16 protein-coding genes are annotated in these 19,606 nt (G+C 59.7%); 5 read left to right on the forward strand and 11 right to left on the reverse strand.

The genetic code is table 11. The features are described from left to right. Positions 1-45: 45 nt before the first annotated feature. The 10 genes from AAGQ88_RS02165 to AAGQ88_RS02210 all read right to left on the reverse strand — a co-directional run bounded on the left by AAGQ88_RS02165 (position 46) and on the right by AAGQ88_RS02210 (position 12,860). Positions 46-1,608 (reverse strand): SpoVR family protein, encoded by a 1,563-nt coding sequence (locus AAGQ88_RS02165; protein WP_093468669.1) that lies wholly within the window; start codon positions 1,606-1,608, stop codon positions 46-48. After that, complete coding sequence (locus tag AAGQ88_RS02170) at positions 1,605-2,876, reverse strand: YeaH/YhbH family protein (RefSeq protein ID WP_093468671.1); 1,272 nt, start codon at positions 2,874-2,876, stop codon at positions 1,605-1,607. The genes AAGQ88_RS02165 and AAGQ88_RS02170 overlap by 4 nt, the downstream gene beginning before the upstream one ends. A gap of 117 nt (positions 2,877-2,993) precedes the next feature. Next, a complete protein-coding gene (locus tag AAGQ88_RS02175) occupies positions 2,994-4,916 on the reverse strand; it encodes a PrkA family serine protein kinase (protein ID WP_342654335.1) in 1,923 nt (640 codons plus the stop codon). A 288-nt stretch (positions 4,917-5,204) separates the two neighbouring features. Continuing rightward, positions 5,205-5,525, reverse strand: coding sequence for a thiosulfate sulfurtransferase GlpE (glpE, locus tag AAGQ88_RS02180; protein ID WP_342654336.1), 321 nt, complete (start codon positions 5,523-5,525; stop codon positions 5,205-5,207). A gap of 55 nt (positions 5,526-5,580) precedes the next feature. Continuing rightward, a complete protein-coding gene (locus AAGQ88_RS02185; RefSeq protein ID WP_285426363.1) occupies positions 5,581-6,462 on the reverse strand; it encodes a symmetrical bis(5'-nucleosyl)-tetraphosphatase in 882 nt (293 codons plus the stop codon). Next, positions 6,462-6,842: a Co2+/Mg2+ efflux protein ApaG gene (gene apaG, locus AAGQ88_RS02190; RefSeq protein WP_093468680.1), complete on the reverse strand. Its 381-nt coding sequence runs from the start codon at positions 6,840-6,842 to the stop codon at positions 6,462-6,464. Before apaG ends, AAGQ88_RS02185 begins: the two co-directional genes overlap by 1 nt. 118 nt (positions 6,843-6,960) lie before the next feature. Further along, positions 6,961-7,767, reverse strand: a complete 807-nt coding sequence (rsmA, locus tag AAGQ88_RS02195) for a 16S rRNA (adenine(1518)-N(6)/adenine(1519)-N(6))-dimethyltransferase RsmA (protein WP_093468683.1) — start codon at positions 7,765-7,767, stop codon at positions 6,961-6,963. Beyond that, positions 7,764-8,753: a 4-hydroxythreonine-4-phosphate dehydrogenase PdxA gene (pdxA, locus tag AAGQ88_RS02200; protein ID WP_342654337.1), complete on the reverse strand. Its 990-nt coding sequence runs from the start codon at positions 8,751-8,753 to the stop codon at positions 7,764-7,766. Before pdxA ends, rsmA begins: the two co-directional genes overlap by 4 nt. After that, complete coding sequence (locus tag AAGQ88_RS02205) at positions 8,750-10,072, reverse strand: peptidylprolyl isomerase (RefSeq protein WP_342654338.1); 1,323 nt, start codon at positions 10,070-10,072, stop codon at positions 8,750-8,752. Before AAGQ88_RS02205 ends, pdxA begins: the two co-directional genes overlap by 4 nt. Then, positions 10,053-12,860, reverse strand: coding sequence for an LPS-assembly protein LptD (locus AAGQ88_RS02210; RefSeq protein WP_342654339.1), 2,808 nt, complete (start codon positions 12,858-12,860; stop codon positions 10,053-10,055). Before AAGQ88_RS02210 ends, AAGQ88_RS02205 begins: the two co-directional genes overlap by 20 nt. A 129-nt stretch (positions 12,861-12,989) precedes the next feature. Here AAGQ88_RS02210 and AAGQ88_RS02215 point away from each other — a divergent pair, with 129 nt between their 5' ends. The 3 genes from AAGQ88_RS02215 to AAGQ88_RS02225 are packed head-to-tail and all read left to right on the forward strand — an operon-like array spanning position 12,990 to position 15,518. Then, entirely contained in the window at positions 12,990-14,018 is a 1,029-nt protein-coding gene (locus tag AAGQ88_RS02215; RefSeq protein ID WP_342654340.1) for a phosphotransferase, read from the forward strand. 45 nt (positions 14,019-14,063) lie between these two features. After that, entirely contained in the window at positions 14,064-14,747 is a 684-nt protein-coding gene (murU, locus tag AAGQ88_RS02220; protein ID WP_342654341.1) for an N-acetylmuramate alpha-1-phosphate uridylyltransferase MurU, read from the forward strand. Continuing rightward, positions 14,748-15,518: a DnaJ domain-containing protein gene (locus tag AAGQ88_RS02225; protein WP_093468698.1), complete on the forward strand. Its 771-nt coding sequence runs from the start codon at positions 14,748-14,750 to the stop codon at positions 15,516-15,518. It abuts the gene before it with no gap. Between the two features lie 14 nt (positions 15,519-15,532). On the opposite strand, the gene AAGQ88_RS02230 is transcribed toward AAGQ88_RS02225, so the two are convergent. Next, complete coding sequence (locus AAGQ88_RS02230; protein ID WP_342654342.1) at positions 15,533-16,513, reverse strand: alpha/beta hydrolase family protein; 981 nt, start codon at positions 16,511-16,513, stop codon at positions 15,533-15,535. Between the two features lie 193 nt (positions 16,514-16,706). Here AAGQ88_RS02230 and AAGQ88_RS02235 point away from each other — a divergent pair, with 193 nt between their 5' ends. Both AAGQ88_RS02235 and AAGQ88_RS02240 read left to right on the forward strand, forming a co-directional pair. Continuing rightward, positions 16,707-18,722, forward strand: a complete 2,016-nt coding sequence (locus tag AAGQ88_RS02235) for a transporter substrate-binding domain-containing protein (RefSeq protein ID WP_342654343.1) — start codon at positions 16,707-16,709, stop codon at positions 18,720-18,722. After that, a complete protein-coding gene (locus tag AAGQ88_RS02240; protein WP_093468707.1) occupies positions 18,719-19,348 on the forward strand; it encodes a response regulator transcription factor in 630 nt (209 codons plus the stop codon). The genes AAGQ88_RS02235 and AAGQ88_RS02240 overlap by 4 nt, the downstream gene beginning before the upstream one ends. The last annotated feature ends 258 nt before the right edge of the window (positions 19,349-19,606 follow it).

The following is a 19,606-nucleotide window of genomic DNA, read 5'->3' on the forward strand; positions in this document are numbered from 1 at the left end:
ATAAACCTTAAGTTGCGCCTGCGGAGGTGGAAAAAGCGTTATCGCCTAAAGGTGTACGACGGCCAGGTCGAGCCTGGGATATTCACCGTCAGCGTGTTCGCTTCTCGGCGGTACGTGGTGGGTCTTCATGATTTGATCGCCCTGCAGCGTTTCCAGATGAATATCAAAGCCCCACAAGCGATGCAGATGCTTGAGCACTTCGTCGGTGGAGTCGCCCAGCGGTTTACGGTCATGTTGCTGATGGCGCAGAGTCAGTGAGCGATCGCCGCGACGGTCGATGCTGTAGATCTGCACGTTGGGTTCGCGGTTGCCCAGGTTGTACTGAGCGGCCAGCGTCTCTCGAATGATTCGGTAGCCGGTTTCGTCGTGAATGGCCGGGACAAGCAGATCATCCTTCTGGTCGTCGTCCAGAATGCTGAACAGTTTCAAATCCCGGATCACCTTGGGCGACAGGTACTGCAGGATGAAGCTCTCATCCTTGAAGCTGCTCATCGCAAACTTCACCGCAGTCAGCCAGTCGGTCCCCGCGAGCTCCGGGAACCAGCGGCGGTCTTCCTCGGTAGGGTGCTCGCACATCCGCCTGATGTCCTGATACATGGCAAACCCGAGGGTGTAGGGGTTTATGCCGCTGTAATAAGGGCTGTCGAATCCTGGCTGAAACACGACGCTGGTGTGGGACTGCAGAAACTCGAGCATGAATCCGTCAGTCACCAGGCCTTCGTCGTACAGATCATTCATCAAGGTGTAGTGCCAGAACGTCGCCCAGCCTTCGTTCATCACTTGAGTCTGACGCTGCGGGTAAAAATACTGGGCGATCTTGCGCACGATTCGCACAACTTCACGCTGCCATGGCTCCAGCAGTGGCGCATGTTTTTCGATGAAGTAAAGAATGTTTTCCTGGGGTTCTGCAGGGAAGCGCGCGTTGTCTTCCTTGTCGTTCTTGCTGGCGCTCTTGGGAATGGTGCGCCACAGATCATTGATCTGCTTTTGCAGGTGCTCTTCGCGGTCTTTTTGTCGGCGACGTTCCTCTTCAGCCGAAATCGGATAGGGGCGTTTATAGCGATCGACGCCGTAGTTCATCAAGGCGTGACAGGAGTCGAGCAGATCCTCCACGGCATCGATACCGTGGCGCTCCTCGCATTGCATGATGTACTGCTTGGCGAACACCAAGTAATCGATGATCGAGCTGGCATCTGTCCAGGTCCGAAACAGGTAGTTGCCCTTGAAGAAGCTGTTATGGCCGTAGCACGCGTGCGCGACGACCAATGCCTGCATGCAGATGGTGTTTTCTTCCATCAGATAAGCAATGCAAGGATCGGAGTTGATGACGATCTCGTACGCCAGACCCATCTGGCCGCGCGAGTAGGATTTCTCTGTGCTCAGGAAGTGTTTGCCGTAGGACCAATGGTGATAGCCCAGCGGCATGCCGACCGACGCATAGGCGTCCATCATTTGCTCGGCGGTGATCACCTCGATCTGGTTGGGATAGGTATCCAGGGCGTAACGTTCGGCGATGCGGCTGATTTCCCGGTCGTACGCCTGGATCAGTTCGAATGTCCACTCGGAACCCGTGGAAAGGGGTTGGCGCTTCTGCTCTCTAGCGGTCATGTCACTAACCTGCGCTGGAAGAGTTCACGGAATACCGGATAGATATCACCGGCAGAGACCAGCTGCTGCTGGGCGAACGTGTCGGCAAACGCTTCGCCGATGCGCTCGTATTCGAACCACAGCGCCTGATGCTCGCGTGGGGTAATTTCGACGTAAGTGTAGTACTGCACGAACGGCATAATCTGCTTGATCAGAATGTCGCGGCAGATGGGCGAGTCGTCGTTCCAGTTGTCTCCGTCAGAAGCCTGAGCGGCGTAGATGTTCCACTCGTTGGTGGGGTAGCGCTCGGCCATGATCTCCTGCATCAACTTCAATGCGCTGGACACGATGGTGCCGCCGGTTTCGCGTGAGTAGAAAAACTCTTCTTCGTCGACCTCGCGGGCGCTGGTGTGATGGCGGATGAACACCACTTCGATCTTGTCGTAATTTCGCTTGAGAAACAGGTACAGCAGGATGAAGAAGCGCTTGGCGATGTCTTTGGTAGCTTGAGTCATCGACCCCGAGACGTCCATCAGGCAAAACATGACCGCCTTGGAACTCGGGTTGGGCTGCTTGACCAGCAGGTTGTATTTGAGGTCGAAGGTGTCCAGATAAGGCACACGCTTGATACGCGCCTGCAAGCGTTGGGCTTCGACTTCCAGTTCTTGAATGTCACCGAAGTTGTCCGGTTCTTCGCGCTTGAGGCGCTCGAGTTCGGCGAGCACTTCCCGAAGCTTGGCGCGGCTGCTGCCTGACAGCGCGATGCGACGGGCATGAGCCGAACGCAAGGTACGAATGATGTTGATACGAGAGGGATTGCCCTCGTTGCTGATGCCGGCACGCACCGTTTTGAACGTGTCGGTCCCGGTCAGGTTGCGTTTGACCAGATTGGGAAGTTCGAGGTCTTCGAACATGAACTCGAGGAATTCTTCCTGGGTGATCTGAAACACGAACTCATCCATGCCTTCGCCGGAATTGCTCGCCTTGCCAGGCCCTTTGCCGCCGCCACCGCCCTGCGGCCGGGCGATATGTTCGCCGGTGGTGAATTCCTTGTTGCCGGGATGGACGACGGTCTGCTTGCCGCCGCGGCCATGATGAAGCACCGGTTCGTCGATATCGCGCCCCGGAATACTGATCTGCTCGCCATGCTCCATATCGGTTATCGAGCGGCGGCTGACTGCTTCTTCGACTGCTTTTTTGATGTGGTCACGGTAACGACGCAGAAAGCGCTGCCGATTTACCGTGCTCTTGTTCTTGCCATTGAGACGTCGGTCGATCACATAGCTCATCTGGAGCCCTCCGGGCAGCTGCAAGTAGAAAACAGCTGCAAGCCGCAAGCTAAACGGGTCGAACTCGAGGGCTGCCCCGTTCAGCTTGCCGCTTGAAGCTTGTAGCTTACCGCTGCGTTACTGGGACTTCCGGACACGCAGATACCACTCGGACAGCAGTCGTACCTGTTTGTCGGTGTAACCGCGCTCGACCATGCGGGTAACAAAGTCGTTGTGTTTCTGTTGGTCCTCTTTACTGGCTTTGGCGTTGAAGCTGATAACCGGCAGCAGGTCCTCGGTGTTGGAGAACATTTTCTTCTCGATCACCACGCGCAGCTTCTCATAGCTGAGCCAGGTCGGATTCTTGCCGTTGTTATTGGCGCGGGCACGCAACACGAAGTTGACGATCTCGTTTCGGAAATCCTTCGGATTACTGATGCCAGCCGGTTTCTCGATCTTCTCCAGCTCCTCGTTGAGGGCAACGCGGTTGAGGATTTCGCCCGTTTCGGGATCCCGGTATTCCTGATCCTGAATCCAGAAATCCGCGTACAGCACATAGCGATCGAAGATGTTCTGACCGTATTCGCTATACGACTCAAGGTAAGCGGTCTGAATCTCTTTGCCGATGAACTCGATGTAACGCGGCGCGAGATATTCCTTGATGAACCGCAGGTAGCGCTCACGGGTTTCAGCCTGGAATTGTTCCTGCTCGATCTGCTGTTCCAGCACATAAAGCAGATGGACCGGGTTCGCGGCGACTTCATGGGGATCGAAGTTGAAGACCTTCGACAGAATCTTGAACGCGAAACGCGTCGACAGGCCATTCATGCCTTCGTCCACACCCGCGCTGTCGCGGTACTCCTGAATCGACTTGGCTTTCGGATCGGTGTCCTTCAGGTTTTCGCCGTCGTAGACCCTCATCTTCGAATAGATATTCGAGTTTTCGGGCTCTTTGAGTCGTGACAACACGGTGAACTGCGCCAGCATTTTCAACGTGTCGGGCGCGCAATGCGCTTTGGCCAGAGAGCTGTTGAACAGCAACTTGTCGTAAATCTTGATCTCGTCGCTGACGCGCAGGCAGTAAGGCACCTTCACGATGTAGATACGGTCGATGAAGGCTTCGTTGTTCTTGTTGTTGCGGAAGCTGTGCCATTCCGATTCGTTGGAGTGGGCCAGCAAAATACCGGTGAAAGGAATCGCGCCCAGGCCTTCGGTACTGTTGTAGTTACCTTCCTGAGTAGCGGTGAGCAGAGGGTGCAAGACTTTGATCGGCGCCTTGAACATCTCCACGAATTCCATCAGGCCCTGGTTGGCCCGGCACAGCGCGCCAGAGTAGCTGTAAGCGTCGGCGTCGTTCTGTGGGTATTCCTCGAGTTTGCGGATGTCGACTTTACCGACCAGTGCAGAGATGTCCTGGTTGTTCTCGTCGCCCGGCTCGGTCTTGGCAACGGCGATCTGATTGAGGATCGATGGATAGAGTTTCACCACTTTGAACTGGCTGATGTCGCCCCCGAAATCGGCCAGACGTTTGGTCGCCCATGGCGACATGATGGTGTTGAGGTATCTGCGCGGGATGCCGTAGTCCTCTTCGAGGATCGTCCCGTCTTCGGTGGGTTTGAACAGGCCCAAGGGCGATTCGAAAACCGGGGAGCCCTTGATGGCGTAGAAAGGTATTTTTTCAACAAGCTGTTTGAGTTTTTCAGCCAGGGACGACTTGCCGCCGCCTACAGGGCCGAGCAGGTAAAGGATCTGTTTCTTCTCTTCCAGGCCTTGGGCAGCGTGGCGGAAGTACGAGACGATTTGCTCGATGCAGTCCTCCATGCCGTGGAAATCCTCGAACGCCGGATAGCGCCGAATGACCTTGTTGGAGAAGATTCTGGACAGCCTGGAGTTGGTCGATGTGTCGAACAACTCAGGCTCGCCGATGGCCATCAGAAGACGTTCTGCGGCTGAGGCGTATGCACTGCGATCGGTTTTGCAGAGCTCCAAGTACTCCTGTAGCGAGAGCTCTTCCTGGCGTGTCGATTCAAAGCGTTGTTGGAAGTGGCTAAAAATACTCATGACGTCACCTCGCTCGATACGTGGAGCCGGCGGCGGATCGTCAGTCGATGCTGGCTGGCAACTGATTACTCAGCGGCCATTTACCCCCCAAACACCATAAAAGTAGCTACCGATGACCCACGCGCCGGTGTACCGGCTCTCCCCTGATTCGGATGGCCTGAGGCTAAGGATAGTTCGGATTCGCACACAGAAAGAAGGAATGCGTGTGAACAGAGGCGGACCGTTCGTCAGATGGGGGCGCGAGCCCGCGTAGGACGCGGGATAGCGCCTGGAAAAAATATTTTTCGATCAGCCTTGCGCGGTTTCAGTCGGAAAAGTGTTTTTCCACAGCTCGAAACCGCCATCCATGCTGTAGACCTCGGAGAAGCCTTGACCTACAAGATAGGCCGCTGCGCTCTGGCTGGAGTTGCCGTGGTAACAGACGACGACCAACGGTTTGTCCAGGTCGGCGGCGCGGATGAAGTCCGCGATCGAGTGGTTGTCCAGATGATGCGAATCAGGGATGTGATTACTGGCGAATGTCTGCGCGTCGCGCACATCGACCAGTACGGCGCCTTGTTCGCGCAGGGCCTGGGCCTGCTCCGGCGGAATGCGTTTGAAGTCGGTCATGGCATGGGCTCCTGGGCCGTCGGGTTCTCAACCGGTTGAGAACGAAAAGGGAATTCTACTGCCGCGCTGGCTGTTCGTCGCCACTGGACGGCGCTCTGGTCGATGGCTTCTCGACATGACCGCTGTCGTCGCATTCGCAGCGAATCAGTGTCCGGGTGTCGACATTGAGCAGGGTCATCGCACCGCCCCATACGCATCCGGTGTCCAACGCGTAAACGCCCGGCTCGTCACATCGCCCTTCAAGCGCGGCCCAATGACCGAAAATGATATTCAGGCCCTTGGTTTTGCGATCCTTGTGGCTGAACCATGGCGCGTAACCCGTCGGCGCACTGTCCAGGCCTTCCTTGCTCTTGAGGTCGAGCTTGCCGTCGCTGGTGCAGAAGCGCATCCGCGTGAAGTAGTTGGTGATGACGCGCAGCCGCGTGACGCCGTGCAGATCTTTGTCCCACTTGGCCGGCTCGTTGCCGTACATGCCGTCGAGAAAGGGTTCGAAGAGATTGTCGTCGCGCAGCGCCTCTTCGACTTCTTCGGCACAGCGCAGCGCTTTTTTCAACGTCCACTGCGGCGGGATGCCCGCGTGGACCAAGGCGATATCCCGTTCGGCGTCGTAGTGCATGAGCTTCTGCTGACGCAGCCAGTCAAGCAGTTCGCTGGCATCCGGGGCCTCGAGGATCTCACGCAGGGTGTCGGCTTTCTTGAGCCGTTCGATGTTGCGTCCGGCAGCCAGCAAGTGCAGGTCATGATTGCCCAGCACGCAGACGATCGACTGACGCATGGCGTAGAGAAAACGCAGGGTTTCCAGCGACTGTGGGCCGCGGTTGACCAGATCGCCCACCAGCCAGAGTTTGTCTTTGGCCGGATCGAACTTCACTTGCTCAAGCAGGCATTTCAGAGGATCCAGGCAACCCTGCAAGTCGCCAACAGCGTACACCGCCATCAGTGAAGGGCCCCCGGCACCGCCAGCCGGAACGGGGCGATGATGGCATCGAAGCGTTTACCGTCTTCGGCCAGCATCTGGTAGCTGCCCTGCATGTTGCCCACTTGCGTGGTCATGACGGTTCCGCTGCTGTAGGTATGGCTCTGTCCGGCCTGAATCAGCGGCTGTTGACCGACCACGCCCTCGCCGCGAACTTCTTCGACATGGCCGTCACCGTCGGTGATGACCCAGTGACGCGACAGCAACTTGGCCGCGATCTCGCCGCTATTGTGCACGGTAACGGTGTAGGCGAAAGCGAAGCGGTTTTGCTCAGGCTGCGATTGTTCGGCAAGGAAGCGGGTGACGACGCTGACGTCGACCTGATAACGGGGATCAGACATGCAAGAGGCCTTAAAAGCGAAAGCGGAAAAAGCCGGAAGGAGCCCGGTAGACAATCAGTCTAGGACATGTGACGGGTAAAAAACCAATTGGTGCTCCGCCCGTACATGCCCTGCGCGATCAGCCGACGACAGGCTTGTCGGTCAGTTTGTCGGCCAGACGCACGAACGCCGCGAGATCCAGCTGCTCGGGACGCAAGCTGCCATCGACGCCCGCTTCGGCGATTTCTTCACTGGTGAGCAGCGCCTTCAAGGTATTGCGCAAGGTTTTGCGGCGCTGGTTGAACGCTTCGCGAACCAGGCGTTCGAGTACGCGATGATCCTTGGCCGGGTGTGGCAGGGACTCATGGGGGACCAGACGCACGATCGCCGAGTCGACCTTCGGCGGCGGATTGAACGCCCCGGGCCCGACGTTGAACAGGTGCTCAACGCGGCAATGGTACTGAACCATGATCGACAGGCGACCCCAGTCACCGCCGCCAGGGCCTGCGGCCAGACGCTCGACCACTTCCTTCTGCAGCATGAAATGCATGTCGCGGATCAGGTGAGCATTCTGCAGCAGGTGAAAAATCAGCGGAGTGGAGATGTTGTAAGGCAGGTTGCCCACCACCCGCAGACTGTTCGGCGCAGCATTGAGGCTGGTGAAGTCGAACTTCAGTGCGTCGCCCTGATGAAGGTTGAAATTCGGCTTGGCACTGAACTGCTGCATGAGAATCGGCACCAGGTCTTTGTCCAGCTCAACGACGTCCAGCTGTGCACCGCTGCTCAGCAGGCCTTCGGTCAAGGCGCCCTGGCCAGGGCCGATTTCCAGCATGCGGTCCTCTGCCTTGGCGCGAATGGAGCGCAGGATCTTGTCGATCACGCCGGCGTCGTGCAGGAAGTTCTGGCCGAAGCGCTTGCGCGCCTTGTGTTGGTATTGCTCAGTCATTTACGGGTCTCGGCCATCTGATAGGCGGTTTCCAGTGCGACCTTGAGGCTGCCGGTGTCGATCTTGCCGGTGCCTGCCAGATCCAGCGCAGTGCCGTGATCCACAGAGGTGCGGATGATCGGCAGGCCGAGTGTGACATTGACAGCGGCGCCGAAGCCTTTGTACTTCAGCACGGGCAGACCCTGGTCGTGGTACATCGCCAGCACTGCATCGCAGTGCTCCAGATATTTGGGGGTGAAAAGAGTGTCGGCGGGCAGCGGGCCACGCAAGTCCATGCCTTCGCTGCGCAGACGCTCCAGAGTAGGTTCGATGATGTCGATTTCTTCGCGGCCAAGATGACCGCTTTCGCCCGCGTGGGGATTGAGTCCGCAGACCAGAATACGCGGGCGGGCAATGCCAAACTTGTTGACCAGATCGGCATGCAGAATGCGGGTGACGCGCTCCAGACGTTCCTCGGTGATGGCGTCCGCGATGTCGCGCAAGGGCAGGTGAGTGGTCACCAGTGCCACGCGCAGATCGCCGGTGGCGAGCATCATCACGACTTGTTCGGTCTGGGTAAGCTCGGCGAGAAACTCGGTGTGGCCCGAAAACGCGATGCCGCTTTCGTTGATCACGCCTTTGTGAACTGGCGCCGTGATCATGCCTGCGAAGTGCCCGGCCATGCAGCCATTGCCCGCGCGCGTCAGCGTTTCGAGGACGAAGCTGCCGTTGGCTTTGTTCAATTGCCCGGTAATGACGGGAGCCTGCAGCGGGGTGTCCCACACATAGAGGCTGCCCGCAGGCGCGGCGGTGTCAGGCCAGGTGTCTGGCGTCACAGGAATCAGGCTGACAGCCACACCCAGTTGCGCGGCCCGCTCATTGAGCAGGTCGCAACTGGTGATGGCAATCAGGGGGTGAGGCTGGGACTGCGCGGCGAGCAGCAGGCAAAGGTCAGGACCGATGCCGGCAGGCTCGCCGGGTGTCAGGGCGAAACGCTTGGGTTTCACTTGGCGGCCTGGTCGGCGCCAGGAAGCTTGATTTCAACGTAGGCTTCGTCGCGAATCTGACGCAGCCAGGTTTGCAGCTCTTCATCGTACTTACGGTTGCGCAACACCGTCATCGCCTGTTGCTCACGCGCCTGGTTGGTGCTGTCGGTGGAACGACGGCCCAGGACTTCCAGTACGTGCCAGCCAAACTGAGTCTGGAACGGCTTGGACACCACGCCCTGCGCGGTCTCGTTCATCACGTCACGGAACTCAGGCACCAGCGAGCGCGGGTCGACCCAGTTCATGTCGCCACCGTTGAGCGCAGAGCCCGGATCTTCAGAGAAGCTCTTCGCCAGTTCGCCGAAGTCTTCGCCGTTCTGGATGCGATCGTAGATGCGCTGTGCCAGCAACTTGGTTTCCGCCTCGCTGCGGATTTCGCTTGGCTTGATCAGGATGTGACGCACGTGGACTTCATCGCGCATCTGAGTCTGATTTTCACCGCCGCGTTTTTCCAGCAACTTGAGGATGATGAAGCCGCCCGGCGTGCGCGCAGGAGGTGTCACTTCGCCCGGGCGCATCGAAGACAGCATGTCGCCGAAGGGTGGAGGCAGCTGTGCCGCCTTGCGCCAGCCCATATCTCCGCCGTCCAGCGCGCTTTCGCTTGCCGAGGTGGAAATGGCGAGTTGCTCGAAGTTCGCACCTTGCTGCAGCTTGCCGTACACGTCCTTGGCCTTGACGGCTGCGGCCTGGATTTGATCCGAAGTCGCGCTGTCAGGTGTAGGAATCAGGATGTTCGCCAAGTGGAATTCTTCGGAAAACTGCGCTTTGCCAAGGTCCGACGCGAGGAAGTTCTTCACTTCCTGCTCCGAAACCTGGATGCGCTCGGCAACCCGGCGCTGACGCACCCGGCTGATGATCATTTCCCGGCGAATCTGCTCACGTGCGCTGTTGTACGACAGACCGTCGTGCGCCAGCGCTGCCTTGAACTGCTCGACGCTCATGTTGTTACGCTGGGCAATGGTGCCCACCGCCTGGTTGAGCTCTTCATCGGTAATGCGAATGCCGGAGCGTTCACCGATCTGAAGCTGCAGGTTTTCAAGGATCAGACGATCCAGTACCTGAGACTCGAGCGCGCTGGCAGGCGGAACGCCCTGGCCGCGCTTGGCGATGGTTTGCTGTACTTCACGGGTGCGCTGGTCGAGCTGGCTTTGCATGACCACGTCGTTGTCGACGATAGCAACTACCTTGTCGATGGAGCGCACTTCAGCGTGCGCTACGGAACCGATGAGTAACGCGCCCAGCATCAGCGGGCGCAGACAATCAGAAAGCTTGCTCTTCACGTTCACGATAACCTTGGATGCCTTTGTCGAGGAAGCCTTCAACTTTTTGGCCAACTACGCCGCCAAGTCCCTTCAACACGATTTGTAGGAAAATGCCGCGGTCGCCTTTTTCGTTCTGCGGTATCTCTTGGGTGGACTCGTCATAGTCGACCCAGTACCGGTTGATCAGACGCAGCTTCCAGCAGCAGTTGTCATATTCAAAACCACCAAAGGCTTCGAGGGTACGGTTGCGGTTGTAGTCATACTGCCAGCGACCGATTGCGCTCCACTGCGGCACGACAGGCCAGATGACCGAGAAGTCGTGCTGCTCGATCTTGTAGTAGTCCTTGATGTAGCCAGGAGTACCCGGTGTGCCGTAATCGCCGCCGCCCACTTGCCAGCGACCGGTGCTCTGGTCGTAACGGACCAGGTCGTTGCGGTAGCGATAGCCGGCGTTGATGATCTTGCCGGGGTTGTCTTCAGGCTGGTAGTGAACCATCGCGCTGCCGGAACGAGTGCTGTGGCTGTCCGGATCCCAGTTGAAATCCGACGTTGCACGCCAGTCGCGGTTGAAGCGGTATTCGTATTCCAGCGCGTACGGAGACACATCGGCCTGCGCGTCGTTGCGATCCTGGTAGGCGATGCCCGGCATCTGGACCTTGCGATCCTTGAAGTACAGGGCCTGGCCCACGCTGATGCGCTGACGCTCGAAACCGTTGTCTTCGATCCAGCGGTTGGTCAGACCCAGCGAGAGTTTGTTCTCGTCGCCGATACGGTCCGAGCCCCTGAAGCGGTTGTCGCGGAACAGAGAGCTGTAGTTGAAGGTGGTCTCGGCAGTGTCGAATACCGGGATGTCCTTCTGATCCTTGTAAGGCACATACAGATAGAACAGACGCGGTTCGAGGGTCTGACGGTAGTCTTTGCCGAACCACTGGGTATTGCGGTCGAAGTACAGGCCGCTGTCGACGCTGAAAATCGGCACGCTGCGATTGACGTTGCTGTCGTAGCTCTCGCCCAGAACGGAGGCGTTGTTACGGTTGGTCAGCAGGTCCTGTTTGCCCTGGCCGTCCAGGTCCAGATCATACTGGGTGTAGACGTATTTCAGCTTGGGCGTCAGGAAGCCGTACGAGGACGTCAGCGGCAGGCTGATGGACGGCGCCAGGTTCAGGCGGTCGCCATTGGCGCGCGCCAGACCTGCAACGTTGTTATCCAGACGAGGCTCGATGTTGCCGTCTTCATCGCTGAAGTTGCCGTCGTGCAGATCACGATCGAAACGGACCAGCTCGGTGCTGTAGTCGAACTTCAGACCTTCCGGACGGAACGGCAGGGTGCCGTCGAGTTTCAGCTGCGGCAGCCGGCCGTAAGGCGTGATGCGCGAAACGCTGGTCAGCTGGTACTGCTGGACGTTCAGACGACCGGTGTAGCTATCGCCACGATAGGTCAGCATGCCCTGCTGGTTCAGGTAATCGTTGGTGTTAACGCCTTCCTGTCCGCTTTTCAGGTCCTTGAAGTAGTAAGGGTCGCTAACCTTGGTGTAATCGACGGTCGCCAGCAGACGATCATCCAGACCGCTGCGGTTCTGCCAGTTGATCATCCAGCGGGTGTCCTTGTAATCGGTCTCCTGCTTGCGATCATCGTTGTCGTCGTTCAGGTACGCAGCACCGAACTGACCTTCGCTGCTTTTGGTCAGGTAGCGGAACTCACCTTCGAGCAACAGACCCCGTTTGGCCATGTACGTCGGGTACAACGTGGCGTCGTAGTTCGGCGCCAGGTTGAAGTAGTAAGGCGTGAGCAACGAGAAGCCAGTGTCGCTGCTGGCACCGATGGTCGGTGGCAGGAAACCGGACTGACGACGGTCGTCGATCGGGAAATAGATGTACGGCGTATAGAGGATCGGGATGTCCTTCACACGCAGCGTGGCGTTGGTCGCCGTACCGAAGCCGGTGGCCGGGTTCAGGGTGATGTTGTTGCCCTTCACCGTCCAGGCGTTGCTGTTCGGTTCGCACGTGGTGTACGTACCGTCCTTGAGGCGGATGATCGCGTTTTCTGCACGGCGGGCGTACAGCGCGTTACCACGCACGTTGGATTTGTGGAGCACGTATTCGGCGTTGTCGACTTTCGCCTCGCCGGTGTCCAGCTGCACTTCGGCATGGTCACCCACGATCAGGGCGCCGTTGTCGCGCAGACGGACATCGCCGTTCAGCTCGCCACGGTTTTCTGCCTGATGCAGGCTGGCCTCGTCGGCCTGAACCTGCATGCTGCCCTGGCGCATGACGACGTCACCGGCCAGGGTCGCGATCTGTTCGTCCTGCTGATAACGCGAAGCCTTGGCGCCGATGAAGGTCGGCGCGTCGCTTTTCGGCGTCTTGTCGTCCATGCCCGGGCGAATCGGCTCGATGTAGGCACCGGAGCAGTAAGGACCTGTCTCTGCCAGTTGGGCAGCGGTCAGCTTCTCGCGGGGAACCCAGTCGAGATGGCTGAAGTCTTCGCTACGCGATTTCAGGCCACGGCCCTTGGCCTCGGTGACCAGCATCGTTTTGGGCACGACTTCACCGCTTGCGGTGGTGATCGTCGATTCGGTCGCCGTGCTGCTGTTGGACGACACGCTGTTGGCGTCGTGCACAGGGCGCGGAGGCAACTGGGCTGCAGTGGTTTTCGGAGAGCAATCCCAGGAACCTGTTGCCGACACCGAACAGTCATACTGTTCAGCTGCAACCACGTACTGGGTGGCCAGAGGTTGCATCGCCAGCAAACTGCCGGTTACGAGCAACGGAAATTTTTTACGAAACGCGGGGGATTTCAATGCCATCTTATTAGTCCGGGCTTCCTGCGCGCCATCTGCCCGCGGGGGGGCCGCACGCCTCTCGATGGGCTGAAAAAGATGTCGGATAATAAAGCATGACCCGCTTGACGGCTAGCGCCGTCGGAGACCCTTGCAATGCCAGATCAAGATGTACGCCTGCAACACCTGAAAGTTTGGCTCGATGAGCAGCTGCCGAAGTTGTTCGCGGCTCAAGGCTGGGGCGCGATACCCCCGGCCACGTTGACTGCGGCCAGCAGTGACGCCAGTTTTCGCCGTTATTTTCGTTGGGAGGGAGAGGGCCGCACTTTTATCGTGATGGACGCGCCGCCCCCTCAGGAAAACTGCAAACCCTTCGTCGATATCGCCCATTTGTTGAGCGAGTCGGGAATTAATGTTCCGAAAATTTATGCCGAAGACCTCAATCAAGGCTTTCTTCTGCTGAACGATCTGGGTCGCAAAACCTATCTCGACGTCATCGACGAGCAAAATGCCGATCAGCTTTTCGCCGATGCGATCGAGGCGTTGCTGGCGTACCAGCAATTGCCAATGGACGCGCCGCTGCCCAGCTATGATGTGGCGCTGCTGCGGCGCGAGCTTGAGCTGTTCCCGGAGTGGTACGTGAAGCGCCATCTGGGCATCGAGTTCGACCAGGCGCAGCAGGCGAGCTGGCAGCGGGTCAGCGATCTGCTGATCGAGAGCGCGCTGGCGCAGCCGAAAGTACTGGTGCATCGCGACTATATGCCGCGCAACCTGATGCTCAGCGAGCCAAACCCCGGCGTGCTGGATTTTCAGGATGCGGTGTACGGCCCGATCACTTACGACATCACCTGTCTGTTCAAGGATGCGTTCCTGAGCTGGCCGGAGGCGCGGGTGGCAGGCTGGCTGAAGCAGTATTGGGAAAAGGCGTCGGCGCTGGGCATTGCGGTGCAGGAGGATTTCAATGAATTTTGTCGCGCCAGCGATCTGATGGGCGTGCAGCGCCACCTCAAGGTCATCGGGATTTTCGCGCGCATCTGTCATCGCGATGGCAAGCCGCGATATGTCGCCGATGTACCGCGCTTCTTCTCTTATATAGAAGCGGTTCTGGCGCGCCGCCCCGAACTGATCGAATTGAGCAACTTGCTGACGAGTCTGAGTCAGCCAAAACAAGACGCCACATCATGAAGGTAGCGCCGTGACAAAGGTCAGGACTGTTTGGAAGAGGGACGCATGAAAGCGATGATTCTGGCGGCAGGCAAGGGCGAACGCCTGCGCCCGCTGACGTTGCACACGCCCAAGCCACTGGTGCGAGCCGGCGGCGTCCCGCTGATCGAGTATCACCTGCGTGCTCTGAAGATGGCCGGCTTTCGCGAGGTGGTCATCAACCACGCCTGGCTGGGGCAGCAGATCGAGGATCATCTCGGCGACGGCCAGCGCCTGGGGCTGAACATCCAGTATTCGTCTGAAGGTGAACCTCTTGAAACCGGGGGCGGGATATTCCGCGCGCTGCCATTGCTGGGCGACGACCCTTTTCTGGTGGTTAACGGCGACATCTGGACGGACTGCGATTTCACCGCGTTGAATGCTTCACTCAACGGCGCGCCGATCAACGGGCTGGCGCATCTGGTGCTGGTGGACAACCCGCTGCACCACCCCGACGGCGACTTCGCGCTGGTGGGCGGCGAGGTGCGTGACGACGCCACGCTGCCGCGTCTGACCTACAGCGGCATCGCGGTGTTGCATCCTCGGCTGTTCGCAGGCTGCGCGCACGGGGCCTTCAAACTGGCGCCGCTGCTGCGCGAGGCCATGGCGAACGGGCAGGTGACCGGTGAGCACTTCACCGGTCGCTGGGTGGATGTCGGCACTCACGAACGGCTGGCGGAAGTCGAACAGATCCTCGCGGTGAAACCCTAGATGCTCTGGCCATTCACAGTGATCGGCGGCGGCGCCGGGTACGCGATTGCAAGCATTCCCGGCGCGATGCTGGGGGCGCTGCTGGGGCAGGCGCTGGATCGACGCCTGCATTTTCAGAGCTGGGCCGAATTACGGGAGCGTGTCAGCGGCCGCGCCGTGCCGCGTGACGATGAGCTGATTTTCATTCTGCTGGGGCGCCTGGCCAAGAGTGACGGGCGGGTCGTCGATGGGCACATCCAACAGGCCCGCGTGGAAATGCGTCGGCTGGACCTGAGCGAACCGGCCAAGCGCCGCGCGATCCAGGCGTTCAATCGCGGCAAGGACGGTCGTGACAACCTGCGCGTTCACCTGACGCGGCTCAAGACCCAGCCTCATGCCGCCGAAGGGCTGCTGCGCGCTTGCTGGCGTATGGCTTGGGCCGATGGCAAGGCTTCGCGCGCTGAGCGTGAACTGATTGTGCAGTGGGGCAAATGGCTCGGCTGGACGGCCGAGAAGGTTCAGGCGTTGTCGTCCACCGAAGACGAGCAGAGAGAACGCGCACCCGCCAGCAGCGGCGGCGAGTACCAGGAAGCGTTGCGCCTCTTGGGCGTGAAGGCTGACGCTGAACCGGCGCAGATCAAACGTGCCTACCGCCGACTGTTAAGCCGGCACCATCCTGACAAAGTGGCGGGTACCGGCGCCAGCCAGATGCAAGTGCGCGACGCCACGGAAAGGACCCGCGAACTGCACAATGCCTATGCAGTGATCAAAGACCGGCGCGGGTTCCGCTAAGGTGCCGACGTTGCCTACTGGCCATCAAGCCAGCCGCGCACCCGTCGGAACAGCTGATCCTGCTCCATCGCCGAGTTGCCCGGAATTGCATTGAGCGTCACTTGGGTGAACCGTGCGTTCTTCACGCGCTTGCTGGCATCCAAACGATCCTGCGCTTGTTGCCGCGGGATCGGACGATCTTTGTTGACGAAGTCCGCCGTGGCGACTTTCAGCGTCGGCAGCACGTCCAGCAATGCGGGTGTGTCTTTGCCAGTGTCCACTGCAGTGACCATGACCAGGCGCTGCACGGCCGGCGAAGGACGTTCGCTCATGTAGCGCGCGGCCCAGTAGGCGCCTGTGCCGTGACCCAACAGGACGATGGAGCGGGACTTGTTCTGCTGGGCGAACGCCACTGCGCTGTCGATACGCGCGAATATCTTCTCAGCGTTTACCTTGGCCGCCTCTGCCTGCGCGGCGGCCTGTTCGGCGGCGGCCGCTGCGTCGGCTTCAGCAGCGGCGGCGGGGTCTGGCGCCTTCGTTGCGTCCTTGGCTTTGTCTTTGTCGGCGGCGGCATCACCGGCGGGCGGTGCGTCAGGGCTGCGTGCGAAAACACCGTCGTTGAACGCGTCCGGCATGCTCAGACTGAGGCTCGACCATCCAGTGTCTGGCAGCTTGCGGCGCAAAGGTCCTACTGCATTCGGCCAGTCGGCCGACTCATCGGCGCCGGGCACGATCACCACTGCACCTTTGGGGTCCTCGGTGTTGGCCGGTTTCCAGAGCGCCAGAAACGACTCGTCACCCGCCTGCAACTGTTGCTGTTCGGCCTGCGGCACGCGACGCTCGAGCGCCAGCGTGTCTTCCTGACTGCGCGAGGGCAGGGCCGCACGCTCGACAGGCGTCTCTGCCGGTTTGGCGTCTTTGTCCGGGGCCGGGTCAGCCGCCATCGCAAAAGGCGAGCAAGGTAGTATCAGCGTCAGACAAAGCGCGGGAAACATTGCGCGAATGGTGTAGGACATCGAATATTCCAAAGGCCGGAAACAATTCCGGCAGACTAATGGGTTGACGGCTGTTTGTCAGGCCGCCATACGGCCTCGTCTTCGAGCGCCACGCTCACAGCATGACCGGCAAGGGATTCAGTGAAATGGGGACAACAGTTTGAGCATCCACAGGTCGCGCCTCTTGGTTATCGGCTGTGGCAGGGTGCTCTTGATGGCATTGATGCTGATCGCCGCGCCTGCCTGGGTTCAAGCCGATGGCGCCGCTGCGCCGGTCGATCCGCTGACCGGTGCCCAGCGCGACTGGCTGGTCAAGCGCGGGCAACTGCGCGTCGGACTGGTGTTGCAAGCGCCGTATGCCCAGCTCGATCGCCGTGCGCAGCAGTTGTCCGGCGCGAACGTGGATCTGGTCAATCTGATGGCCAGGACGCTGCAGGTCGATCTGTTGTGGCGCAATTACGCCGATCAGGCCGAGCTCGAAAAAGCCTTCGCCGAGGGTCAGGTCGACTTCGCGCCCGGGCTGACGCAGACCCCGACGGGTTTGCGCATGTGGTTCTACTCCGATCCCTACATGCGCGTGCCGCAGTTGGTGGTGGGTGAGCGTGACGGCTCGGGCGTGGTGGATCTCGAGAAGCTCGACAGCCAGGTGCGGATTGCCGTGCGCATGCCCAGCGTGACCGCCGATTATCTGCGCGCCAACTACAGCCATCTCAATCTGCAGGGCGTGCCGCTGGAGCGGCAGGCGTTGCAATTACTCCTCACCCAGCAGGCACGCTACGCAGTCATCGATGAGGCGCAGTTGGGTCGACTGTCGCGCGAGGCCGAGTTCGCCGGGCTGGCAGTGGTCGGCGATATCGGCTTCCCGCAGCTGTTGCGCGTGGCCTCCCGGCGCAACACGCCGGAGCTCGCCGACATCATCAGCCAGGCGCTGAACGCCATTGCGCCCAAGGACCTTGAGCAATTGCATGCCCAATGGCTGCAGCCCAAATACCCGAGAGTGAGCGAGTCACCGGGGCTGTGGCAGAACATCGCGCTGCTGTTCCTGGTGCTGTTTCTGGCCTGCGCAGCGATCATTTTCTGGCAGCGCCGTCAGCAACAGGTGCTTGAAGGCGACCTTCTCGCTGCTCGCGAAGACATCACCCGGCGCCGCGCAGGTGAGGAAGCCCTGAGGCTGGCGCAGTTTTCGATCGACCAGAGTACGGTCGGCATTCTCTGGGTCAATTGGGACAGCCATGTGCGGTACGCGAATCAGGCCGCTGAAAACATGCTCGGTTACGCGCCGGGCGGTGTGGTCGACAGACCCCTGATCGATTTCGAGCCTGGTCTGAATATGGATCGCTGGCTCAACCTGTGGAAGAACGCCCGATCCAGCGAAGAAGGGCCGCAGAACTTCGAAAGCAATTGCCTGCGTGCCGACGGTAGCGTGTTGCCCGCCGATGTCTCTCTGAGTTTTTTGCGCTTTCGTGAAGCCGAGTATCTGGTGGTGTTCATCACCGACGTCACCGAGCGGCGCCGTTCGTTGGCCGCGCTGCAAGAGAGTGAGGCCCGGTTGCAGGTCTTGGCCGAGCAACTGCGGGAATTGTCGGCTCACCTTGAGACCGTGCGTGAAGAGGAAAAGGCGCGCATTGCCAGGGAAGTCCACGACGAGCTGGGTCAGATGCTGACGGTGCTCAAGCTGGAAACGTCCATGTGCGAACTGGCCTACGCCGATCTCGATCCTGGCCTGCGCGATCGGTTGAACAGCATGAAGCGCCTGATCGCCCAATTGTTTCAGCTGGTCCGAGACGTCGCGACTGCGCTGCGCCCGCCGATTCTCGACGCGGGCATCGCCTCGGCCATTGAATGGCAGGCCAGACGCTTCGAGGCCCGCACCCAGATTCCCTGTCTAGTGGAGGTGCCGGACAATCTACCGGTGCTGCCGGATTCGACGGCGATCGGGCTGTTTCGCATCCTTCAGGAGTCGCTCACCAACGTCATGCGCCATGCCCAGGCGCACACCGTCGAGCTGACGCTGAGCCTGAGCGACGGCGTGCTGTGCATGACGGTCGCTGACGACGGCAAAGGCTTCGATCAGACCGCCGAGCGGCCGGCCTCGTTTGGCCTGGTGGGAATGCGGGAGCGGGTTTTGATCATGGGCGGACGGTTGCATCTGGACAGCACGCTGGGAGAAGGCACAACCTTGCGTATCCAGATTCCGCTCGAACAGGTTCCGCAGGAGCAAGTGCAGTGATCCGCGTATTGGTCGCCGAAGACCACACCATCGTCCGCGAGGGCATCAAGCAACTGATCGGTCTGGCCAAAGACCTGCAAGTGGCAGGCGAGGCCAGTAATGGCGAACAGCTGCTGGAAGCCTTGCGCCACATCGAGTGCGAAGTCGTGCTGCTCGATATCTCCATGCCGGGCGTGAACGGGCTGGAAGCCATTCCACGCATCCGCGCGATGAACAATCCGCCCGCGATCCTCGTGCTGTCGATGCACGATGAAGCCCAGATGGCGGCGCGTGCATTGAAAGTCGGGGCCGCGGGTTATGCCACCAAAGACAGCGACCCTGCATTGCTGCTGACGGCCATTCGCCGGGTGGCCGCGGGCGGTCGCTATATCGACCCCGATCTTGCCGACCGCATGGTGTTCGAAGTCGGGCTCACCGACAGCCGACCGCTGCACTCGCTGTTGTCCGAGCGCGAATTCTCGGTGTTCGAGCGACTGGCGCAAGGCGCCAACGTCAATGACATCGCTCAACAACTGGCGTTGAGCAGCAAGACCATCAGCACGCACAAAGCGCGGTTGATGCAAAAGCTCAACATCACCTCCCTTGCTGAACTGGTGAAGTATGCGATGGAGCACAAGCTGGTATGACTTTCGGCCATGCCTAAAACCGACCCTTTTGCAGATCCTGCTAAATAGCCATCGCGAGCAAGCTCACTCCTACAGTTGACCGCGATCCCTTGTAGGAGTGAGCTTGCTCGCGAATGCGTCGGCACAGGCGATAAATTCCTTCGAAACCGCATACCTATCCCCGCCATCCGTGTAGGGCAATCCCTACCCCAAACCTTCCATCGCACCTAGGCTAATCTCTCCTACGCCCCGATTTGCGCGGCCTGCAGCCTCATCTAG

The organism is Pseudomonas sp. F3-2 (assembly GCF_038804275.1).
Classification (GTDB): Bacteria; Pseudomonadota; Gammaproteobacteria; order Pseudomonadales; family Pseudomonadaceae; genus Aquipseudomonas.